The sequence below is a fragment of the Rothia santali genome (genome assembly GCF_024199905.1).
In the GTDB taxonomy this organism is placed as follows: Bacteria; Actinomycetota; Actinomycetes; order Actinomycetales; family Micrococcaceae; genus Rothia; species Rothia santali.
Map to the genome: position 1 here is coordinate 1 of NZ_JANAFB010000011.1, position 17,151 is coordinate 17,151.

The 17,151-nt window shown below is 72.2% G+C and carries 19 protein-coding genes and 1 pseudogene; 11 read left to right on the forward strand and 9 right to left on the reverse strand.

The features are described 5' to 3' along the window. Positions 1–1,277: pseudogene (locus NBM05_RS05925) on the forward strand (hypothetical protein); the annotation flags it as partial. 205 nt (positions 1,278–1,482) lie between these two features. Here NBM05_RS05925 and NBM05_RS15385 read toward each other — a convergent pair. The 3 genes from NBM05_RS15385 to NBM05_RS05940 form a co-directional block, all read right to left on the reverse strand. Next, the gene (locus NBM05_RS15385) at positions 1,483–1,899 is read right to left on the reverse strand and encodes a PepSY domain-containing protein (protein ID WP_373689302.1); all 417 of its coding nucleotides are present in this window, start codon (positions 1,897–1,899) and stop codon (positions 1,483–1,485) included. A 292-nt stretch (positions 1,900–2,191) separates the two neighbouring features. Continuing rightward, the gene (locus tag NBM05_RS05935; protein ID WP_254165835.1) at positions 2,192–2,647 is read right to left on the reverse strand and encodes a class F sortase; all 456 of its coding nucleotides are present in this window, start codon (positions 2,645–2,647) and stop codon (positions 2,192–2,194) included. Positions 2,648–2,944: 297 nt separating this feature from the next. Next, a complete protein-coding gene (locus NBM05_RS05940) occupies positions 2,945–3,757 on the reverse strand; it encodes a hypothetical protein (RefSeq protein WP_254165837.1) in 813 nt (270 codons plus the stop codon). 320 nt (positions 3,758–4,077) lie between these two features. Here NBM05_RS05940 and NBM05_RS05945 point away from each other — a divergent pair, with 320 nt between their 5' ends. Genes NBM05_RS05945 through NBM05_RS05955 form a run of 3 tightly spaced genes read left to right on the forward strand, consistent with a single transcriptional unit; the run spans position 4,078 to position 5,594 of the window. Beyond that, complete coding sequence (locus NBM05_RS05945; protein WP_254165839.1) at positions 4,078–4,695, forward strand: sigma-70 family RNA polymerase sigma factor; 618 nt, start codon at positions 4,078–4,080, stop codon at positions 4,693–4,695. Beyond that, a complete protein-coding gene (locus NBM05_RS05950) occupies positions 4,689–5,045 on the forward strand; it encodes a hypothetical protein (protein ID WP_254165841.1) in 357 nt (118 codons plus the stop codon). Before NBM05_RS05945 ends, NBM05_RS05950 begins: the two co-directional genes overlap by 7 nt. Before the next feature lie 24 nt (positions 5,046–5,069). Beyond that, the gene (locus tag NBM05_RS05955; protein WP_254165843.1) at positions 5,070–5,594 is read left to right on the forward strand and encodes an anti-sigma factor; all 525 of its coding nucleotides are present in this window, start codon (positions 5,070–5,072) and stop codon (positions 5,592–5,594) included. Between the two features lie 185 nt (positions 5,595–5,779). Here NBM05_RS05955 and NBM05_RS05960 read toward each other — a convergent pair whose 3' ends face one another. Further along, positions 5,780–6,550: a GntR family transcriptional regulator gene (locus NBM05_RS05960; protein WP_254165844.1), complete on the reverse strand. Its 771-nt coding sequence runs from the start codon at positions 6,548–6,550 to the stop codon at positions 5,780–5,782. A gap of 107 nt (positions 6,551–6,657) precedes the next feature. Here NBM05_RS05960 and argH point away from each other — a divergent pair, with 107 nt between their 5' ends. The 6 genes from argH to NBM05_RS05990 are packed head-to-tail and all read left to right on the forward strand — an operon-like array spanning position 6,658 to position 12,562. Beyond that, entirely contained in the window at positions 6,658–8,112 is a 1,455-nt protein-coding gene (gene argH / locus NBM05_RS05965) for an argininosuccinate lyase (protein ID WP_254165845.1), read from the forward strand. Beyond that, on the forward strand, positions 8,109–9,032 hold the full coding sequence (locus tag NBM05_RS05970) for an amino acid ABC transporter permease (protein ID WP_254165846.1): 924 nt from the start codon (positions 8,109–8,111) through the stop codon (positions 9,030–9,032). The genes argH and NBM05_RS05970 overlap by 4 nt, the downstream gene beginning before the upstream one ends. Next, entirely contained in the window at positions 9,029–9,826 is a 798-nt protein-coding gene (locus NBM05_RS05975; protein WP_309248125.1) for an amino acid ABC transporter ATP-binding protein, read from the forward strand. Before NBM05_RS05970 ends, NBM05_RS05975 begins: the two co-directional genes overlap by 4 nt. 10 nt (positions 9,827–9,836) lie before the next feature. Next, the gene (locus tag NBM05_RS05980) at positions 9,837–10,754 is read left to right on the forward strand and encodes an ABC transporter substrate-binding protein (protein ID WP_254165847.1); all 918 of its coding nucleotides are present in this window, start codon (positions 9,837–9,839) and stop codon (positions 10,752–10,754) included. 37 nt (positions 10,755–10,791) lie between these two features. Next, entirely contained in the window at positions 10,792–11,643 is an 852-nt protein-coding gene (locus NBM05_RS05985) for a polysaccharide deacetylase family protein (RefSeq protein ID WP_254165848.1), read from the forward strand. After that, entirely contained in the window at positions 11,630–12,562 is a 933-nt protein-coding gene (locus NBM05_RS05990) for a polysaccharide deacetylase family protein (RefSeq protein WP_254165849.1), read from the forward strand. Before NBM05_RS05985 ends, NBM05_RS05990 begins: the two co-directional genes overlap by 14 nt. Before the next feature lie 74 nt (positions 12,563–12,636). Here the strand turns inward: NBM05_RS05990 and NBM05_RS05995 are convergent, their stop codons facing one another. Then, positions 12,637–13,248 carry a helix-turn-helix domain-containing protein gene (locus NBM05_RS05995; protein ID WP_254165851.1) on the reverse strand — a complete coding sequence of 204 codons (612 nt, stop codon included), beginning with the start codon at positions 13,246–13,248 and terminating at the stop codon, positions 12,637–12,639. 171 nt (positions 13,249–13,419) lie between these two features. Between NBM05_RS05995 and NBM05_RS06000 the strand changes: the two genes are divergently transcribed. Beyond that, positions 13,420–14,358 carry an NAD(P)-dependent oxidoreductase gene (locus NBM05_RS06000; RefSeq protein WP_254165853.1) on the forward strand — a complete coding sequence of 313 codons (939 nt, stop codon included), beginning with the start codon at positions 13,420–13,422 and terminating at the stop codon, positions 14,356–14,358. A gap of 55 nt (positions 14,359–14,413) precedes the next feature. Here the strand turns inward: NBM05_RS06000 and NBM05_RS06005 are convergent, their stop codons facing one another. The 4 genes from NBM05_RS06005 to NBM05_RS06020 all read right to left on the reverse strand — a co-directional run bounded on the left by NBM05_RS06005 (position 14,414) and on the right by NBM05_RS06020 (position 17,127). Then, complete coding sequence (locus NBM05_RS06005) at positions 14,414–14,680, reverse strand: hypothetical protein (RefSeq protein WP_254165854.1); 267 nt, start codon at positions 14,678–14,680, stop codon at positions 14,414–14,416. A 75-nt stretch (positions 14,681–14,755) separates the two neighbouring features. Next, positions 14,756–14,974, reverse strand: coding sequence for a hypothetical protein (locus NBM05_RS06010; RefSeq protein WP_254165855.1), 219 nt, complete (start codon positions 14,972–14,974; stop codon positions 14,756–14,758). Between the two features lie 105 nt (positions 14,975–15,079). Continuing rightward, positions 15,080–16,585: a tripartite tricarboxylate transporter permease gene (locus NBM05_RS06015; RefSeq protein ID WP_254165856.1), complete on the reverse strand. Its 1,506-nt coding sequence runs from the start codon at positions 16,583–16,585 to the stop codon at positions 15,080–15,082. Further along, positions 16,585–17,127 carry a tripartite tricarboxylate transporter TctB family protein gene (locus NBM05_RS06020; RefSeq protein ID WP_254165857.1) on the reverse strand — a complete coding sequence of 181 codons (543 nt, stop codon included), beginning with the start codon at positions 17,125–17,127 and terminating at the stop codon, positions 16,585–16,587. The genes NBM05_RS06015 and NBM05_RS06020 overlap by 1 nt, the downstream gene beginning before the upstream one ends. Positions 17,128–17,151: the final 24 nt, after the last annotated feature.

Consider the following 17,151-nt stretch of genomic DNA (forward strand, 5'->3'; position numbering starts at 1 on the left):
CGGAGCCGACGGAATCCGGTGATCCGGAGCCGACGGAATCTGGCGATCCGGAGCCCACCGAATCTGGTGACCCCGAGCCGACCGAGCCTGGCGATCCGGAGCCGACCGAGTCCGGTGACCCCGAGCCGACCGAGCCTGGTGACCCCGAGCCCACGGAGTCTGGTGACCCCGAGCCGACCGAGTCCGGTGATCCTGAGCCGACGGAGTCTGGTGACCCCGAGCCGACCGAGTCCGGTGATCCTGAGCCGACGGAGTCTGGTGACCCCGAGCCCACCGAATCTGGTGACCCCGAGCCCACCGAGTCCGGTGATCCTGAGCCGACCGAATCTGGTGATCCTGAGCCGACCGAGCCTGGCGATCCGGAGCCCACGGAGTCTGGTGACCCCGAGCCGACCGAGTCCGGTGATCCGGAGCCGACGGAATCCGGTGATCCGGAGCCGACGGAATCTGGCGATCCGGAGCCCACCGAATCTGGTGACCCCGAGCCGACCGAGCCTGGCGATCCGGAGCCGACCGAGTCCGGTGACCCCGAGCCCACGGAGTCTGGTGACCCCGAGCCGACCGAGCCTGGCGATCCTGAGCCGACCGAATCTGGCGATCCTGAGCCGACCGAGTCCGGTGATCCGGAGCCGACCGAATCTGGTGATCCGGAGCCGACCGAGCCTGGCGATCCGGAGCCCACGGAATCTGGTGACCCCGAGCCGACCGAGCCTGGCGATCCTGAGCCGACGGAATCCGGTAACCCGGAGCCCACGGAGTCCGGCGATCCCGAGCCGACCGAACCCGGTGACTCCCAGCCAAGCCCCTCCGCGTCCTCATCGGACGGCGGGATCGGAGGCGACGCTGATGGACCCGGCACCTCCGATCCCGAGGCTCCGGAGCCTTCCGAGGGCGGCAGCCCCGGTGGTTCCGGTGAGGAAGGAACTCCCGGTGACTCCGCTCCCGGTTCCGAGGATTCCGGGGACCCCGCCCCCGGCTCCGGGGACTCGATCCCGGGTCCTGAAGGATCCGCCACCGGCGACCCTGGAATCCCGGCCGGACCGGGCAACCCCGGTGGCCCCGATGCCCCGGCCGACCCCGGCGCCGCCGCACCCGGTGCGGACGGTGGCGTCTACCCCGTCGGCCCCGATGCCCCAGCGGGCGCGGACGGTTCCGGCGAGGAGGGCCTCGCCAACACCGGCCTCAACACCGCTGGGTGGGTGGCCGGGGGACTCGCGCTGGCGCTGGTCGGAGGCGGCCTGATCGCCGCGGGCATCCGGCGTCGCAGGAGCTCCTAGGCTCCGGAGCGGCGACCCGCAGCGCGTGAGCGCATCGCGGGACCGCCACGCCACGAAGGGGGCAGGCTGCGCGCCTGCCCCCTTCGCCGTCTGGTGCCGTCCCTCGCGACGACTCGTCAGGCGGAGGGCGCCCGCCGCCGCTCAGCGGTCTTGTGCTCCTTCGCCCGGTGCATCCGGCCGACGACGACCTGCCGCAGGAGGTCGATCACCAGAACCCCGCCAGCGTGATCCCGAACAGCGGGATGAACAGCCCGACCAGCACCGCCGGGATCCCCACCGCGAGCCACGCCCACCACGGCGCCCGCGGCAGCGCGGGCTTCGGGGCCTTGGGGTGGACGCCTCCCGCCGTGCCCGGCGTCGGCCCTTCCGCGCCCTCAGCCGAGAGGTTAGCTGGGGGGCACAGCACCAGCCCGCCCAGCGCGACGACCCACAGCCACGACGCCGCCAGCTCGGAGTACAGGCGCCCGGTGTCGCCCAGGTGCAGCCCGTCGATCCAGGTGCGCAGCGGCAGCGAGCCGGAGGTGCCGTAGACCGCGAGGTCGCCCCGGATCTCACCGGTGACCGGGTCGACGAAGACCGCCTCCGACGTCGAGGGCTCGGCGGTCGCGGGGTCCACGAACATCACGCGCGTGGTCTGCCCCGGCTCCGAGGCGGGTCGGACGGCGGAGAGCTGGGCGGCGGCGTCGGCCCCTTCGCCCGGGCCGTTCCGGTCGTCCAGGTAGGCGATCGCGGCGGCGACCTGCTCGTCGAGGCTCAGGGGGCGAACGGTGCGGCGGCACGGGCGAACGGTGTATCAGCGTCACCGAACGGCGCGGCGTCGTCGCCCGCGGTCGGCCGGTCTCTCCCTGGGGTCCCACCGTAGAGGATCCGCGTGACGATGGCCGGCACGGCCGGGAGCCCGCCCACCTCGGGTCCTAGGGGACCAGGCTCGCGTAGACGACGTAGTTGTCGTCGAAGAGGCCGGTCTCGGGGTCGTAGCCGTCGCAGGTGATCAGGCGCAGCTCGGCGTCGTCGGTGTTGCCGTAGACCTGGAAGGTCGGGAACTCGTTCTTCGCGTAGGCCTCGCCGCGGGTCACGGCGAAGGTCGCGACCGAGCCGTCCTCGCGGGTCACCTTCACGGTGTCGCCGGGGTTCAGCGAGCGGAGGTTGGCGAAGACGCCCTCCCCGCCGGCGGTGTCGTTGACGTGGCCCAGGAACACCGAGGGCCCGCGCTCGCCCGGGGTGGGGGAACCGTCGTACCAGCTCGCCGGGGCGCCCGGATTCGTGGGAGGGACGTCGAGGGCGTCGTTGTCCTGGAGGCCGAGGTGCAGGGTGAGGGTGTCGACCCCGATGGAGGGGATCGCGAGGGTCACGGGCGCCGAGCGCTCCATGACCGGGGGAAGGTCGGGGACCGCCGACGGCGACGCCGCCGGGGACTCAGCCCCGGGTGACGCCGCCGCGGCGGTGGGTGTCGCCTCGGCAGGCGAGGCGCTCTCGGAGACGTCGGGCGCGGCCGTCGATGCTTCGGGAGAGGGGGAGGCGCCCGCACCAGAGGCTTCCTCCATCGATCCGGAGGCACATCCCGCGAGGAGCAGGACCGCGGCGGCCGCGGAGGCCAGGAGGCCTCCGCGGCTGCCCATCGATGACCGTGTCATGACGTCGACCGCCTGTTTCGCCTAGGCCTAGGCCTAGGCCTCGGCCGAACGACGACGGCGCAGGTACAGCGCGCCGCCACCCAGGGCGACCAGGCCGGCGGCGCCGGCGCTCATGCCGACGATCGCGGCGGTGTTGTCGGTGCCCTGAGCCACGCCGGTGTCAGCGCCGCCCGAGGGCATGCCGCCGTCCATCTGCGAGGCCATCAGCGGGCCACAGGCGGCCGGAAGGGTCGCGGCCAGCGGCAGCGACGGGTCCAGCTCGCTCATCTCGTTCTGAGCCTGCTCGCTCAGGAGGGTCGGGTCCACACCGTGGACGACGACGACGGCGGTGCCGTTCTCGATGGCGGCCTTGGTGGCGTCATCGATCTCGATGGTCCGCTCGTAGGTGTACGAGCTGCCGCCCGGGAAGCGGTCCACCGCGAGGCCGGAGTCCGCGCTGGTGTCACCCTCGGTGGTCAGCGAGCTGGCGATCATGCCGTAGTACTCGTGACCCTCGGCCACGTTCACGGCGCCGTCGCCGTTCTCGTCAGCCTCGGGGGGAGGGCAGACACCCTGGGCGCCGATGTGGATGTGCTGCGCGTGCGGGAAGGGGCCGTCCATGAAGGTCTCGGCGGCGCCCTGCACGTGCATGCTGACGGTGGCCTCGTTGCCGTTGACCGAAACGGTCGCGTCACCGGTGGTGCCGCTGTTGTTCATGGAGTTCAGGGTAGCCATGGAGGTCCAGGAACCGGTGGAGGCCGCGGGCTCCACGGAGTCACCGTGGCTGTGGGCCGCGGCGGGGGCTGCGGCCATGGCGAGGGCGCCCAGCGCCAGAGCGGGTGCTGCGAGGAACGTTGACTTACGCATCGGAATTTCTCCTCATGTTCTCGTGCGACGTCGCCCCGGTACCGGAGCGTACGTGTGAGATTCGGCACCGTGGACGGGGCGGATGGGTGGATGGGAAATTTTTCTGAGAAATTTCTGTGCCGGGCCTCGGCCACCCCTGAATCGGGGGACATATCGATGAATTGTCATAGATCACCCATCCACCTTTCAGCCGGTGCCGAACATGAAGTGACACTCTCGTCGAGAACAGTGGAAGGCCGGGTGGCATATGGCATAGTTCGAGGGACTACCGCCCCAGGACGGGCGAAGACCCCTCTGACGCGACGGAATAGCGAGAACACGTGAGTTCAACTCCCGATGCTCAGGACGGTGGCGACAGATCCTCACGCAAGGGTCGTCTTGCCGCCGACGAGGCATCCCACGCCGAGCTGGTTCGACTCAGCGCGACGGGCGACGAGCACGCCTTCGCGCAGCTGTACGATGCCACCGCTCCGGTCGTGTACGGAGTCGCGGTGCGTCTGCTCCGCTCACCTGATCTCGCAGCCGAGGTCGTGCAAGAGGTGTACCTGATGGCGTGGCAGCAGTCGGCCCGGTTCGATCCCCAGCGGGGGAGCGTCAAAGCTTGGCTGTGTACTATGGCGCATCGGCGGGCCGTGGACAGCATCCGGTCCGTTCAGCGCCAGCGCGATCGCGACGAGCAGTACGAGGGAACCCGCGCGGAGTCGTCCGAAGGCGACTCCACTTGGGGCCAAGTGGAAGAGAAACTGGACAACGATGACGTCCGCAACGGGCTGACTAGCCTCAGTCGGATTCAGAGGGAGGCTGTGTGCCTGGTGTATTTCCGGGGCTTCAGTCACCGAGAGGTGGCGGAGCATCTGAAGATACCCCTGGGAACGGCCAAGTCCCGAATCCGCGATGGGCTGGTGGGCTTGCGGACGGCACTGGGGGAGCAATGGTGAACGACGGAGCGGGAAGGCATAGCTGGGCAGACGACGTCCACGCGGACGCCGCGCTCTATGCCGTTGACGCCCTCGACGACGACGAGGCGCGAGCATTTGAGGCGCACCTGGCGGACTGCGCCATGTGCCAGGAGGAGGTCGACTCCTTCCGCGGCACGGGTGCGGAGCTGGCGGGGTCCCTGCCGGTGGAGCCGCCGCCGGAGCTGCGCGCGAGCGTGCTGACCGCGGTCCACGAGGCCGGGCGCGCCGGCGTCGTCCCGGAGGCGGAGGACGCGGCCGCCGCGGAGGCGGGCGCGGAGCCGCCGCGCGAGCGGATCGTGGTGGCGCGCCGGACGCGCAGCGGGACGTAGCCGAGGCACGCCGGACGGCACCCGGTGGACGAGGGTCCCCCCGGGCACCCCGTGCGCCGGCCGGCCACCGTGCACTCCCTCGACGCCCGCCGCACTCGCCGCAATCGCTGGATCCTCGCCGCCGCCGCGGCCGCGGTGGTCCCCGGCGTCGCACTGGGCGGCTGGGCCCTGGGCCAGCAGTCGGCGCAGCAGGACCAGCAGGTGATCGCGCAGGAGCAGCAGCGCCAGGAGCGCCTGCTGGCCGCGCCCGACGTCGAGGTCCAGCGCGTGCAGATGGACGGCGGCGCCGCCACGATCTTCGCCTCCCGGGACCGGGACGCCGCGCTGCTCGTGGCCTCGGACTTCCCGGACCCGGGCGAGGGCAAGCAGTACCAGCTGTGGCTCCTGGAGGACGGCACGCCGGTGCCGGACGTGACCTTCGACGGCGGCCAGAGCGACGTCTGGGCCTCCGGGGACCTGGCCGGCGTCCAGGCCATGGCGGTCACCGTGGAGCCCGCGGGCGGCTCCGAGCACCCCACCACCGACCCGCTGATGGTCGCCGACCTCTGATCCGGGCCCGCCTCGATGGCTCCGGACCCCGCGGGTGCCGGCCCCCGATGGCTCAGGCCTCCGAGGGTGCCGACTCCCGAGGGCTCCGGCCCCCGCGGGTACCGACTCCCGAGGGCGCCGACCGCCGGATGGTTCCGAGCCCCCGGTGGCTCGGGCCCCGCGGCGCGGCCCGGTAGCGGCCCCGCTCAGACGGCGTCGACGTCGTCCCGCGCGGCCTCGCTGACCATGCTCAGATGCGCGCGGACCAGGCGCTCCGCGCGCTCGGGATCCCGGTCCAGGAAGGCGCCCACGAGCCGCTCGTGCTCGTGGCGCATCTTGGGGATGTCGTCCCGCTTGAAGTTCACGACCTCCACGATCAGCGTCGAGTCCAGCATCAGGTCGCTCTCGCAGCGCACCAGGGCGGTGTTGCCCGTGGTCCCGACCAGTGCCACGTGCAGGTCCCGGTGTGCCCCGGCCGCCTCCATCACGACGCCGCCCTCCAGGACCCGCACGTAGGCCTCCAGGGCCTCCTGCAGCTCCGCCAGGGCCGCGTCCGACGCCGCCGCGCACTCCCGCGCCGCGTGCACCTCCAGGAGCAGCCGGGCCTCGAAGATGTCCTGCATCTCCTGCGCCGTGAAGGACCGGACCCGGGCGCTGCGGTAGGGGCGCAGCTCGATGAGCCGCTCCTTGGCGAGCAGGCGCAGCACGTCCCGCGCCGTGGTCCGGGAGGAGCCGTAGGTCTGCGTCAGCCACTTCTCCGTCAGCTCGGCGCCCGAGGCGAGGGCGCCCTCCACGATCGCCTCCCGGACCCGCCGCGTGATCTCCGCGGTGACGGGGTGCGAGTCGCCGCCGGGCGTGCCCCGCCCGGTCGTGGTGGGCGACGACTCGTCACCGGACGCGCCCCGCCCGTTCGCGGTGCCCGGCGCCCCGTCGAGATCGCCGTCGGCGCGGACACCAGGGCGCACTTCTTGTTTCATCTCAGTAAACTCTCTCGATTGTCCTACAATCCTCTTGACAGAGGTGATCCACGCCACCAGACTATACGAATAATTGTACGACAATCACGGATGTGAGAGGCGGAACGGTGGCAACCACGGACGAGAAGAACGGCGGCGGGGCGCACGCGGAGGGCAAGCTCTGGGGCGGCCGGTTCACCGGCTCCAGCGCCCCCGCCCTCGAGCGGCTCTCCCGCTCGCCGGAGCGGTATTTCACCCTGGTCCCGGAGGACGTGACGGGATCCCTGGCCCACGCCGGCGAGCTCGAGCGTGCGGGCCTGATCACCGCCGAGGAGCGCGAGCGCATCGCCGCGGCCTTCGAGCAGCTCGCGGCCGACCACCGCTCGGGCGCCATCAGCCCCCAGCCGCAGGACGAGGACGTCCACGGCTACCTCGAGCGCGAGCTGATCCAGCGCCTCGGCCCCCTGGGCGGCAAGATCCGCGCCGGCCGCTCCCGCAACGACCAGACCGCCAACGACCTCCGCCTGCACCTGCGCCGGGTGATCCCCGAGATCGCGGCCGGCGTCGAGGACCTGGCCGAGGCCCTGCTGGAGCGCTCCCGCGACGTCGAGGGCTTCGTCGCCCCCGGGTTCACGCACCTGCAGAACGCCCAGCCGATCCTGTTCTCCCAGCAGCTGCTGGCCCACGCCTTCCCGCTGACCCGGGACCTCGCCCGCCTCGAGAACGCCCGCCTCGCCTGCATGAGCTCGCCGCTGGGCGCCGCCGCGATGGCCGGCTCCACCCTGGCCGGGGACCAGCGGGCCATGGCCGCGGACATGGGGTACGCCGACGTCGTGCAGAACTCCATCGACGCGGTCTCCAGCCGGGACCACGTCGTCGACTTCCTCTACGCCGGGGCCATGCTCGGCACCGACCTCTCCCGCCTGTGCGAGGAGGTCTGCCTCTGGTCCTCCCAGCAGTTCGGCTGGGCCCGGCTCGACGACGCTTGGTCCACCGGCTCCTCGATCATGCCGCAGAAGAAGAACCCGGACATCGCCGAGCTGGCCCGTGGCAAGACCGGCCGGCTCATCGCCAACCTCAGCGGCATGCTCGCGACCCTGAAGTCGCTGCCCTTCGCCTACAACCGCGACCTCTCCGAGGACAAGCACTACGTCCTGGACACCGCCGAGACCCTCCGGACCGTCCTCCCGGCGCTGACCGGGCTGATCCGCACGGTCGGGTTCGACGCCGAGGCCATGCGCCGCCAGGCCGTCCAGGGCTTCACGCTCGCCACCGAGATCGCCGACTGGCTCGCCGAGCAGGGCCTGCCCTTCAGCGAGGCGCACGACGTCGCCGGCCGCTCGGTGGTGCACTGTGAGACCCGCGGCATCGGGCTCGAGGACCTCACGGCCGAGGACCTCGCGGTGATCGACGAGCGGCTGACGCCCGAGGTCCTCGAGCGGATCTCGCTCGAGTCCGCGGTCTCCCGCCGCACCGGCGTCAACGGCACCTCCCCGGAGAGGATCCGCGACCAGCAGGCGGCGCTGGCCGCCCTCCTCGAAGCATCCCGCAGCGACTCCCAGAACGGCAGGTCCCCGCAATGAGCACCGCCCCCACCGGAACGAGCACCGCCCCCATCGGGACGGACATGCAGTCCTACCGGGTCATCCGGAACAAGCACGTCGGCAGGTACGTCGCAGCGGTGATCACCGCCCTCCTCCTGCTCTCCGTGGTCCTCTCCTTCGCCCGCGCGGACATCGACTGGGCCACGGTCGGGGAGTACCTGACCGCGAGGTCGATCCTCACCGGGTTCATGGTGACGATCTACCTGACGATCATCTCGATGGCCATCGGCATCGTGCTCGGCATCCTCATCGCCGTGATGCGCCTGGCCCACAACCCGGTGGTCAGCTGGATCGCCTGGCTGTACGTGTGGTTCTTCCGCGGGACGCCGGTCTACCTGCAGCTGCTGCTGTGGTTCAACATCGCCATCGTCTTCCCGCGCTACGGGATCCCCGGGCTCTACGAGGGGCGCACGGTCGACATCGTGACCCCGCTGGTCGCGGCGATCCTGGGCCTGGGGCTCAACCAGGCCGCGTACACCTCCGAGGTGGTGCGCGGCGGCATCCTCTCCGTGGACCGCGGGCAGGACGAGGCGGCCAAGGCGCTCGGCCTGACGGGCCTGAGCTCGATGCGCACCGTGGTGCTGCCGCAGGCCATGCGGGTCATCCTGCCGCCCATCGGCAACGAGACCATCGGCATGCTGAAGACGACGTCGCTCGCCTCCGCGATCGGCGCGACCGAGATCCTCAACGAGGCCCAGCACATCTACCTGGTCAACAACCTCATCATCGAGCTGCTGATCGTCACCGCCATCTGGTACCTGCTGGCCGTCTCGGTCCTGTCGGTCGTCCAGTACTACATCGAGAAGCACTTCGGCCGGGGGCACGCGGCGCAGACCGCCGGCGTCGGCCTCTTCAACCGCATCCAGACCATCCTCGGCACCTCCAGGAGGACCCCGTGACCACCACCGACTCCGCGACCACCACGGACCCGCTGGTCAGGCTCGAGAAGATCCGCAAGTCCTACGGGGCCAACGAGGTCCTGCGCGGCATCGACCTGGAGATCTCCGCCGGGGAGGTGGTCTGCATCCTGGGCCCCTCCGGCTCCGGGAAGTCGACCCTGCTGCGGTGCATCAACTACATCGAGAAGCCGACCTCCGGGTTCGTGATCGTCGACGACCAGGTCATCGGCTTCCGGAAGTCCCCCCGGTCCCACGGCGCCCTCCGGGAGCTGAAGGACCAGGAGGTGGCCCGCCAGCGCCGGGCCATGGGCATGGTCTTCCAACGCTTCAACCTCTTCCCGCACATGACCGTGCAGGAGAACATCACCCACGCGCCGCGGCTGGTCAAGCGGGTCGCAACGAAGAAGGCCCGGGAGCGGGCGCTGGAGCTGCTGGGGACCGTGGGCCTGCGGGACCGCGCCGGGGCGTACCCGGGGCAGCTCTCCGGCGGGCAGCAGCAGCGCGTGGCGATCGCGCGGGCCCTGGCCATGGACCCTGCCCTCATGCTCTTCGACGAGCCGACCTCCGCGCTCGACCCGGAGCTGGTGGGCGACGTCCTGGAGGTCATGAAGGACCTGGCCCGGCAGGGGCTGACCATGATCGTGGTGACCCACGAGATCGGCTTCGCCCGCGAGGTGGCCGACCGGGTGGTCTTCATGGACAACGGGGAGATCATCGAGCAGGGCCCGCCCCGCGAGGTCATCGACGCCCCGCAGCACGAGCGCACCCGGGCCTTCCTGTCCCGGGTGCTGTGAGGAGCCGATCATGACGACGCATTCCCGACGCCCCGGACCGCCCCGACGCCCCGGACGGCTCCGGCGCCCCGGCCCGTCCCGGCGCCCCCGGCTCGGCGGCCTGCTCGCCCTCGCCGCCTCCCTGCTGCTGGTGCTGACCGGCTGCATCCCGGCCTCCGACGTCGACCGCAGCCAGAAGACCGTGATCCCCGGGACCCTGATCGTGGGCATGTCCCCCGACTTCCCGCCCATGGAGTACCGCAACGACGACAACGAGCTGGTGGGGGCCGACGTCGAGCTGGTCCGCGAGGCCGGCCGGCGGATGGGCATGGAGGTCCAGTTCGAGGAGCAGAAGTTCGACCAGCTGATCACCTCGGTGCGCACCGACCGCGTGGACGTGGTGTTCTCCGGGATGTCGGACACCCCCGTCCGGCAGAAGACCGTGGACTTCATCGACTACTACCAGTCGGTGGGCCAGTTCTACACGCTGCCCGAGAACGCCGGGAGGTTCCAGGAGCCGGCCGACATCTGCGGCCAGCCGGTCTCGGTCAGCACCAAGACCGACTACTACACCTCGCTGCTGGACTACAACGAGGACGTCTGCCAAGCCAATGGGCTGCCGGACATCAGCATCGTGGCCACGGACTCGGGCGCCGCCGCGCGCCTGCAGCTGGACCAGGGCCGCTCGATCGCGGCCGTGCAGGGCCGGGAGAACCTCGCGTACTTCGCGACCACCGAGCCCGGCAAGTACCAGGTGGTCCTGTCCGACCTCACCGCGCTGCCCTTCGGCGCCGCGGTGCGCAAGGACAACACGGAGCTCTCGGAGGCCATCCGCCAGGCGTTCCAGGACATGTACGACGACGGCACGATGGTCCGGATCCTCGAGAAGTACGGGGTCTCCTCCGGCGCGCGGGCGCCCGAGATCAACGGGGTGAAGGGTGAGGAGTGAGGCGGCGGCGCCGGAGCGCGACGACTCGTCATCGCCGGTGACGAGTCGTCAGGCGGGCGGGGCGGCGTCGGCCCCCGGCGCCGTCGTCCTCTGCTTCGACCTGGACGGGCCCTCCGGGGACGCGCTGGTCTCCGGGGCGCTGTGGGACAAGCCCGGCTTCTTCTGCCAGGGCGCCTACGGCCCGCACCGGGCGGTGCCGCGCATCCTGGAGATCCTGCGGGAGCTGGGCCTCCGGGCCACGTTCTTCACCCCCGGCTGGGTGGTGCGGACCTGGCCGGAGCTGTGCGTGCGCATCCGCGAGGCCGGGCACGAGGTGTCCGGGCACGGGGACCTGCACGAGCAGTTCTTCGGCCGCCCGGTCGAGGAGCAGCGGGCGGTCCTGGAGTCCGCCCAGGAGTCCTTCGCCTCGGTCCTGGGGGAGCGCGCGGCGGGCTTCCGGGCGCCGTCGGGCGACTACGACCCCGCGACCCCGCAGCTGCTGGTCGAGGCCGGGTACGCGTACTCGAGCTCGCTGCGCAGCGGCGACCGGCCCTTCCTGCGCCGGGACGTGCCGCTGGTGGAGCTCCCCGCCAAGTCGATGTTCGACGACTACGCCTACTTCGCCTACCACCGCGCGCCGGACTTCCCGCGGGGCCTGGACCGGGTGGCCTCCTACCGGACGACCTTCGACACCTGGTCCCTGGAGGCCCGCGCCGCGGCGGCGGAGGGGCTGACGGTGTCCACCATCTGGCACCCCAAGGTCATCGGCACGCCCGGCCGGCTGATCGAGATGGAGCGGTTCCTGACGGGGCTGCTGGAGGAGGGGGCCGTCCGGTTCAGGACGGCCCACGACGTCGCGCGGGAGTGCCTCGCGCGGGAATCCGGGAGGAGCGAGCATGCGGTGGCCTGAGGGGAGGGCCTGCGGGGTCCTCGTGACGGTGGACCTGGACGGCGACGCGCCGTTCCGCGCCGCCGCCCCGGAGAACGCGGGCCGGGAGAAGTCCCGCTCGGTGGGGCGGTACGGCCTGGAGGAGGGCGCGGCGCGGCTGCTGCGGGTGCTTGACGACGTCGGGCTCGCCGCGGACTGGTTCGTCCCGGGCCTGACCACGCGGGAGAACCCCGGGTTGATCCGCGAGATCGCGGCCCGGGGGCACGCGCTGTCCTCCCACGGGGACCTGCACCTTGACTTCAACGGCCTGACGCTGGAGGAGCAGATGGCGGAGATCCTCGGCGGGCGGGCCGCGCTGGAGGAGGCGCTGGGCGGGCCGGGCGGCGGCGGGGGTGCCGCCTCGGGCGTCGCATCGCCGGCGCTCGACGCCGCCCCGCCCGCCCTCGGCGCGGGCTTCCGGGTCCCCTCGGGCGAGTGGGCCCCCGGGTTCCCCGAGGCCGCGCTCGCGGAGGGCTTCCGCTGGAGCTCCTCCCTGCCCGCCGACGAGCGGCCGTTCCGCTGCGGCGTCGGCGGCCTGGTGGAGATCCCGTTCCGGTACGAGCTGGAGGACCACCAGTACCTCGGCTACAACCTGGACCCGCCCTTCCCGCCGGGGCAGTCGCGGATCGCCCCGATCGAGACCGTGCGGGAGAACTGGGAGCTGGAGTACCGCGGCGCGGTCCGCTACGGCACCCTGTTCCACCTGCGCCTCAGCGCGGAGCTGATGGGCACCCCGGGCCGCGCGGCCTTCCTGCGGGACTTCCTGCTGAGGATTCGGGAGGACGACGCCGCGTGGCTCGGCACCTGCGGGTCGATGGCCGCGTGGTGCGAGGGGCTGGAGCCGGAGGCGGACCACCCGTACGGGATGTTCGCGCGGCTGCGGGCGGCCGAGAGGGCGTGAGGGGCTGAGCGGTGGGTCGGGCACGAGGGGGTAGGGCGCTGGTGCCGGGCTCGCGCGAGGAAGCGGGGGGCACCTCAGCCCGCTGCGGCAGGTGAAGCGGGCGGCGCACCGCCGCCCTGCGCATGCTCCGAGCGGAGGATCGGCCGGTCGCCCCGGGGGCCGTACAGGTGCAGGATCTCCACGGTCTCCCCGTCGGGGGGCCCGAACCAGTGCGGGACGGTGGACTCGAAGCGGGCCACCTCGCCGGGCCCGAGCCGGTGCTCCTCCTCGCCGAGCAGCAGCCGCAGCCGTCCGGCCAGCACGTAGATCCAGGCGTGGCCCGCGTGCGAGACGAGCTTCGGCTCCCGCGGCCCGAGCACGTGCTTGAACGCGTGCAGGCGTCCGGGGAACCGGGTGAGTGGCACGGCCACCCCGCCGCCGGCCAGCGCGTAGGGCTGGAGGTGGACCCGGGGGTCGCCGACGTCGGGCGCCTCCACCAGGCTGCCGAGGGCCACCCGGTAGACCTTGGCCAGGGGGATCAGGACGTCGAGGGTGGGCTGGCGGGCCCCGGTCTCGACGCGCGAGAGCAGGCTGACCGAGAGCCCCGACTCCGCGGAGACCGCCGCGAGGGTCAGGCCGCGCGCCGTGCGTAGCGACCGCAGGCGCGGTCCGATGGCCGCGAGAATCCCGGCGGTGTCAGCATCCATGCCGCCATTGTTGCAGTTTCCGCAACATCGCTCGGTGAACCCGGCCACCGGCATCGACGATGGGTGGGCGGCCGGCGCCGCTCACGAGGGCGCGCCGTTCCCGGCCCCGCCCTCGTCCCGACGCATCGGACGGGGCGCGGATTACGTCAGCCTCCACGGAAGGACCACATCATGAGAACGCTCCTCTTGGGCGCCCGGGGCGCGGTGGGATCCGTGATCCGGCGCGAGCTCGAACACCGCGGGCACCGCGTCACCGCCGCCGGCCGCAGCGCCCCCGGCGGAGCCGCCATCGACCTGCACGCCGGTCTGGCGCCCCTCGCCCGCGCCGCCGCGGGGCACGATGTCGTCGTCAACGCCTCGGGCGTCGAGCGTCCCGAGGTGGCCGAGGCCGTGGGCCCGACGCCGCTGGTCGAGATCTCGGCCACCGGCTCGTACCTGGACCGGCTCCGCGGGCGGGCGCGCGGCCCGGTCCTCCTGGGCGCCGGGTTGGTGCCTGGCCTGAGCACGCTCCTGGTCTCCGCGCTGGACTCCCGCCCGGGCGACGACGTCGACGTCCTGGTCATGCTGGGCACCGGCGAGCGGCACGGCCCGGCGGCGGTGGCCTGGACCGCCGGGCTGGTCGGCGCGGAGATCCACCGCCCGCCGGAGGGCGCCCCGATCCGGAACTTCCGGCAGGGCGTCCGGGAGGTCGGCCCCGACGGGCGCTCCCGCCGCTACCTGCGCGCCGACTTCCCCGACCACGTCCTCCTCGGCCCCTCCCGCGACGTGGCGATCCGCTCCTACCTCACGCTCGGCTCCGCCGCGATGACCGCCGCCCTCGGCGGGATCGCGCGCGTGCCGGCGCTGCGGGGCGCGCTGGCCCGGAGCCCCCACCTCGGGTCCGAGGCGTGGCACGTCGTCGCCCGCAATCGACGCACCGGTGAGCGGCGCGAGGCGACGGGCTCCGGCCAGTCCGAGGCGACGGGCCGGCTGACCGCGCTGGCCGCTGTCCGGGTGGTCGAGCGGCCGGGGCGCGGGGTGGCGACCATGGCCGACGTCGTCGGCCTGGACGAGGCCCTGGACTGCCTCCGGCCGCTGCCCGCCCCCGCAGCCGACACCGGGGAGGGGTGACCGGCGGTCGTCTTCCGTGGCGCTGGACGCCGTGCTGGAAGGGGTGCCCGGCGCCCTACTTCTCGTAGCCGATGTTGCCGGCGAACACCTGCGAGGAGGAGCTCCACCAGCACCCGTAGTAGTACGTGACCCGGTAGCCCTGGCCGCGGACCGCGGCGGCGAAGTCCCGCATCTTCCGGTCGCAGGAGATCGGGTCGGACGAGGTGATCCTCTTGCCGTAGTACGTGGCCTCCGCCGGCGGCGCCGCCGCGACCGCGGTGCCCAGCACCAGGCCCGCCGAGAGCAGGGCGGTCGTGCCGATCTGCGCGAGTCTGTTCCTCATGTGCGTCTCCTCAGTGCTCGGTCGGTGCGGTGAGTCCGGGAATGCGGCAAGTGCGCGGTGTGAATGGTGTTAAACCTAGCCGTGGTCCCGCTCGCTGTCACCGGGTCGTGGGCCCGTCCGGGGCGGTATCAGCAGCTTCGTGACGAGGAGCGCCGCCATGATCGCGAGGGCCCACCGGATCACCGTTGGCAGGTCCGTGAAGCTTCCGACCACGACGTTCACGACGAACGCGCACAGGGTGCTGATGACGACGACCAGAGCCGGGGGAAGGGTTCGAGCGGGATGCGATGCCATGCCTCGACTGTGTCACTGCACTCGTGTCCGGGCCCAACCCGTGGCGGAGGATGAAGCCGGGCGGGTCGCCATCGCCTCCGTCGTGGACCCCAGCTCGCGGGCCGGTCAGACGTCCCGCGCGGCCCGGCTGCGCACCCGCCGGTAGGCGACGATGAGCAGGACGGCGCCCATCAGCCCGTACAGCACCCAGGTGATGGGGCTGGCGACGAGGACGCCCGCGTCGCCGCCGGAGGACAGCAGCGCGTTGCGCAGGCTCGTCTCCGCCAGCGGCCCCAGGATCACCCCGATCATGACCGGCGCCAGGGGGAAGTCGAAGCGCCTCATCAGGAAGCCCACGACGCCGATCCCCAGGACCAGCAGCAGATCGGACAGGGCCGCGGAGGTCGCGTAGACCCCCAGGGCGCAGAAGACCGTGATGCCCGCGTAGAGGAAGCGGCGGGGGATGAGCAGCAGCTTGGCCCACAGCGGGGCCAGCGGGAGGTTGAGGATCAGCAGGACCACCAGCCCGATGAACAGCGAGGCGAGCAGCACCCACACGAGATCGGCGTTGCGCTCGAACAGCAGCGGCCCGGGCTGCATGCCGTACTGCTGGAAGGCGGCGAGCATGATCGCCGCGGTGGCCGACGTCGGCAGCCCCATCGCCAGCAGCGCCCCCATGGCCGTGCCCGCGGTGGCGTTCCCCGCGGCCTCGGGACCCGCGACGCCGCGGATCGCTCCCCGTCCGAACGCCGGCTGGCGGCGTCGCCGATCCAGCTGACGCTCCGTCCCGTAGGCCATGAAGGTCGGGACCTCGGCGCCGCCGACCGGGATCACCCCGAAGGGGACGCCGATCCCGGCGCCGCGCAGCCAGGCCGGGAAGGCCTCGCGGAACTCGCGACGGGTCAGGAACGGGCGCCCGGTCATGGCCTTGCTGGCCGTCGGGGGTGCCTCGCGTCGCTTGAACACCACGTTGAAGACCTCGCCCAGCGCCAGGACGCCGACCGTGATCACGATGATGCTGATCCCGTCGAACAGCTGCGGCACCTGGGAGGTGAAGCGCTGGGTCCCGGAGATCCCGTCGATCCCCACCACGGCGAGGATCAGGCCGATGATCAGCGAGCCGAGGCCCCTGAGCACCGAGTCGGAGACCACCGAGGCCGAGGCGAGGAACGCGAAGATGGCCAGCGCGAAGTACTCGGCCGGGCCGAAGAGGATGGCCACCTCTGCCAGGACCGGGGCGAAGAAGACCACCAGGGTCGTCGCGATGAGGCCCCCGATGAAGGCCCCGATCGCCGAGGTGGCCAGCGCCTGCGGCGCACGGCCACTCTGCGCCATGCGGTGGCCTTCGAACGACGTCGCGATGGCCGTCGACCCGCCGGGGGTGTTCACCAGGATCGCCATGGTCGAGTCCCCGAAGAGGCCGCCGAAGTAGACCCCGGCGAACATGATGAACGCACCGGTCGGATCCAGGCTGAACGTGACCGGCAGGAGCAGCGCCACCGCCATCGCGGAGCCGAGGCCGGGCAGGACGCCGACCGCGGTGCCCAGCAGCGCGCCGAGCACGACCCACAGCAGGTTGATCGGGGAGAACGCGCCCGCGAACCCCTCGCCGAGCAGAGACAGGGATTCCATCAGAAGATTCCTCCGAGGATGCCGGGGGGCAGGTTCAGGCCCAGCCCCAGGGAGAAGGCGACCTGGACGGCCGCCGAGACCACCAGGGACACCCCGAGGTCGAAGAGCTTGCGAGTGCTGCCGATGGAGGCCGCGATGGCCCAGAACAGCAGGGTGGCCGAGAGCAGCCATCCCAGCGGCACCAGGATGACGATGAAGGCCAGGAAAGCGCCGATCGCCAGGAGGAGTGCCCGTGTGTCACCGGTGGGCGCCCCGCGGGCCCCAGCGGACGTGCGGGCGCTGGGAGACCCTCCCCGAAGCGCGCCGAGGGCCAGGAGGGCCGCCAGCAGGTAGGCGCCGACGGTGAGGATCAGGGGATAGAACCGGGGCCCGGGCGGCTGGGCGCTGTCCGGGACGTCCATCGTGATCAGGCCGACCGTCAGGTAGACCGCCAGCAGGAGGATCAGCGCTGCGATGACCAGCGCGCCGCGGCTGGACGATGAGGTGCCCGGCTCGGTGCCGGGGGGTGCCGCTGCGTGAGAGGCTGCGGGGTGTTCGGTCATGGGGGTGCCCTTCCGTGGTGCGGG

Coding starts and splice junctions, on each gene's coding strand:
- NBM05_RS05935 (WP_254165835.1), bottom strand. CDS start 2,647: ATGGAGCGCTCGGCGCCCGTGACCCTCGCGATCCCCTCCATCGGGGTC.
- NBM05_RS05970 (WP_254165846.1), top strand. CDS start 8,109: ATGAGCACCGCCCCCACCGGAACGAGCACCGCCCCCATCGGGACGGAC.
- NBM05_RS05980 (WP_254165847.1), top strand. CDS start 9,837: ATGACGACGCATTCCCGACGCCCCGGACCGCCCCGACGCCCCGGACGG.
- NBM05_RS15385 (WP_373689302.1), bottom strand. CDS start 1,899: ATGTTCGTGGACCCCGCGACCGCCGAGCCCTCGACGTCGGAGGCGGTC.
- NBM05_RS06005 (WP_254165854.1), bottom strand. CDS start 14,680: ATGAGGAACAGACTCGCGCAGATCGGCACGACCGCCCTGCTCTCGGCG.
- NBM05_RS06015 (WP_254165856.1), bottom strand. CDS start 16,585: ATGGAATCCCTGTCTCTGCTCGGCGAGGGGTTCGCGGGCGCGTTCTCC.
- NBM05_RS06020 (WP_254165857.1), bottom strand. CDS start 17,127: ATGACCGAACACCCCGCAGCCTCTCACGCAGCGGCACCCCCCGGCACC.
- NBM05_RS05940 (WP_254165837.1), bottom strand. CDS start 3,757: ATGCGTAAGTCAACGTTCCTCGCAGCACCCGCTCTGGCGCTGGGCGCC.
- NBM05_RS05960 (WP_254165844.1), bottom strand. CDS start 6,550: ATGAAACAAGAAGTGCGCCCTGGTGTCCGCGCCGACGGCGATCTCGAC.
- NBM05_RS06010 (WP_254165855.1), bottom strand. CDS start 14,974: ATGGCATCGCATCCCGCTCGAACCCTTCCCCCGGCTCTGGTCGTCGTC.
- NBM05_RS06000 (WP_254165853.1), top strand. CDS start 13,420: ATGAGAACGCTCCTCTTGGGCGCCCGGGGCGCGGTGGGATCCGTGATC.
- NBM05_RS05990 (WP_254165849.1), top strand. CDS start 11,630: ATGCGGTGGCCTGAGGGGAGGGCCTGCGGGGTCCTCGTGACGGTGGAC.
- NBM05_RS05995 (WP_254165851.1), bottom strand. CDS start 13,248: ATGGATGCTGACACCGCCGGGATTCTCGCGGCCATCGGACCGCGCCTG.
- NBM05_RS05950 (WP_254165841.1), top strand. CDS start 4,689: ATGGTGAACGACGGAGCGGGAAGGCATAGCTGGGCAGACGACGTCCAC.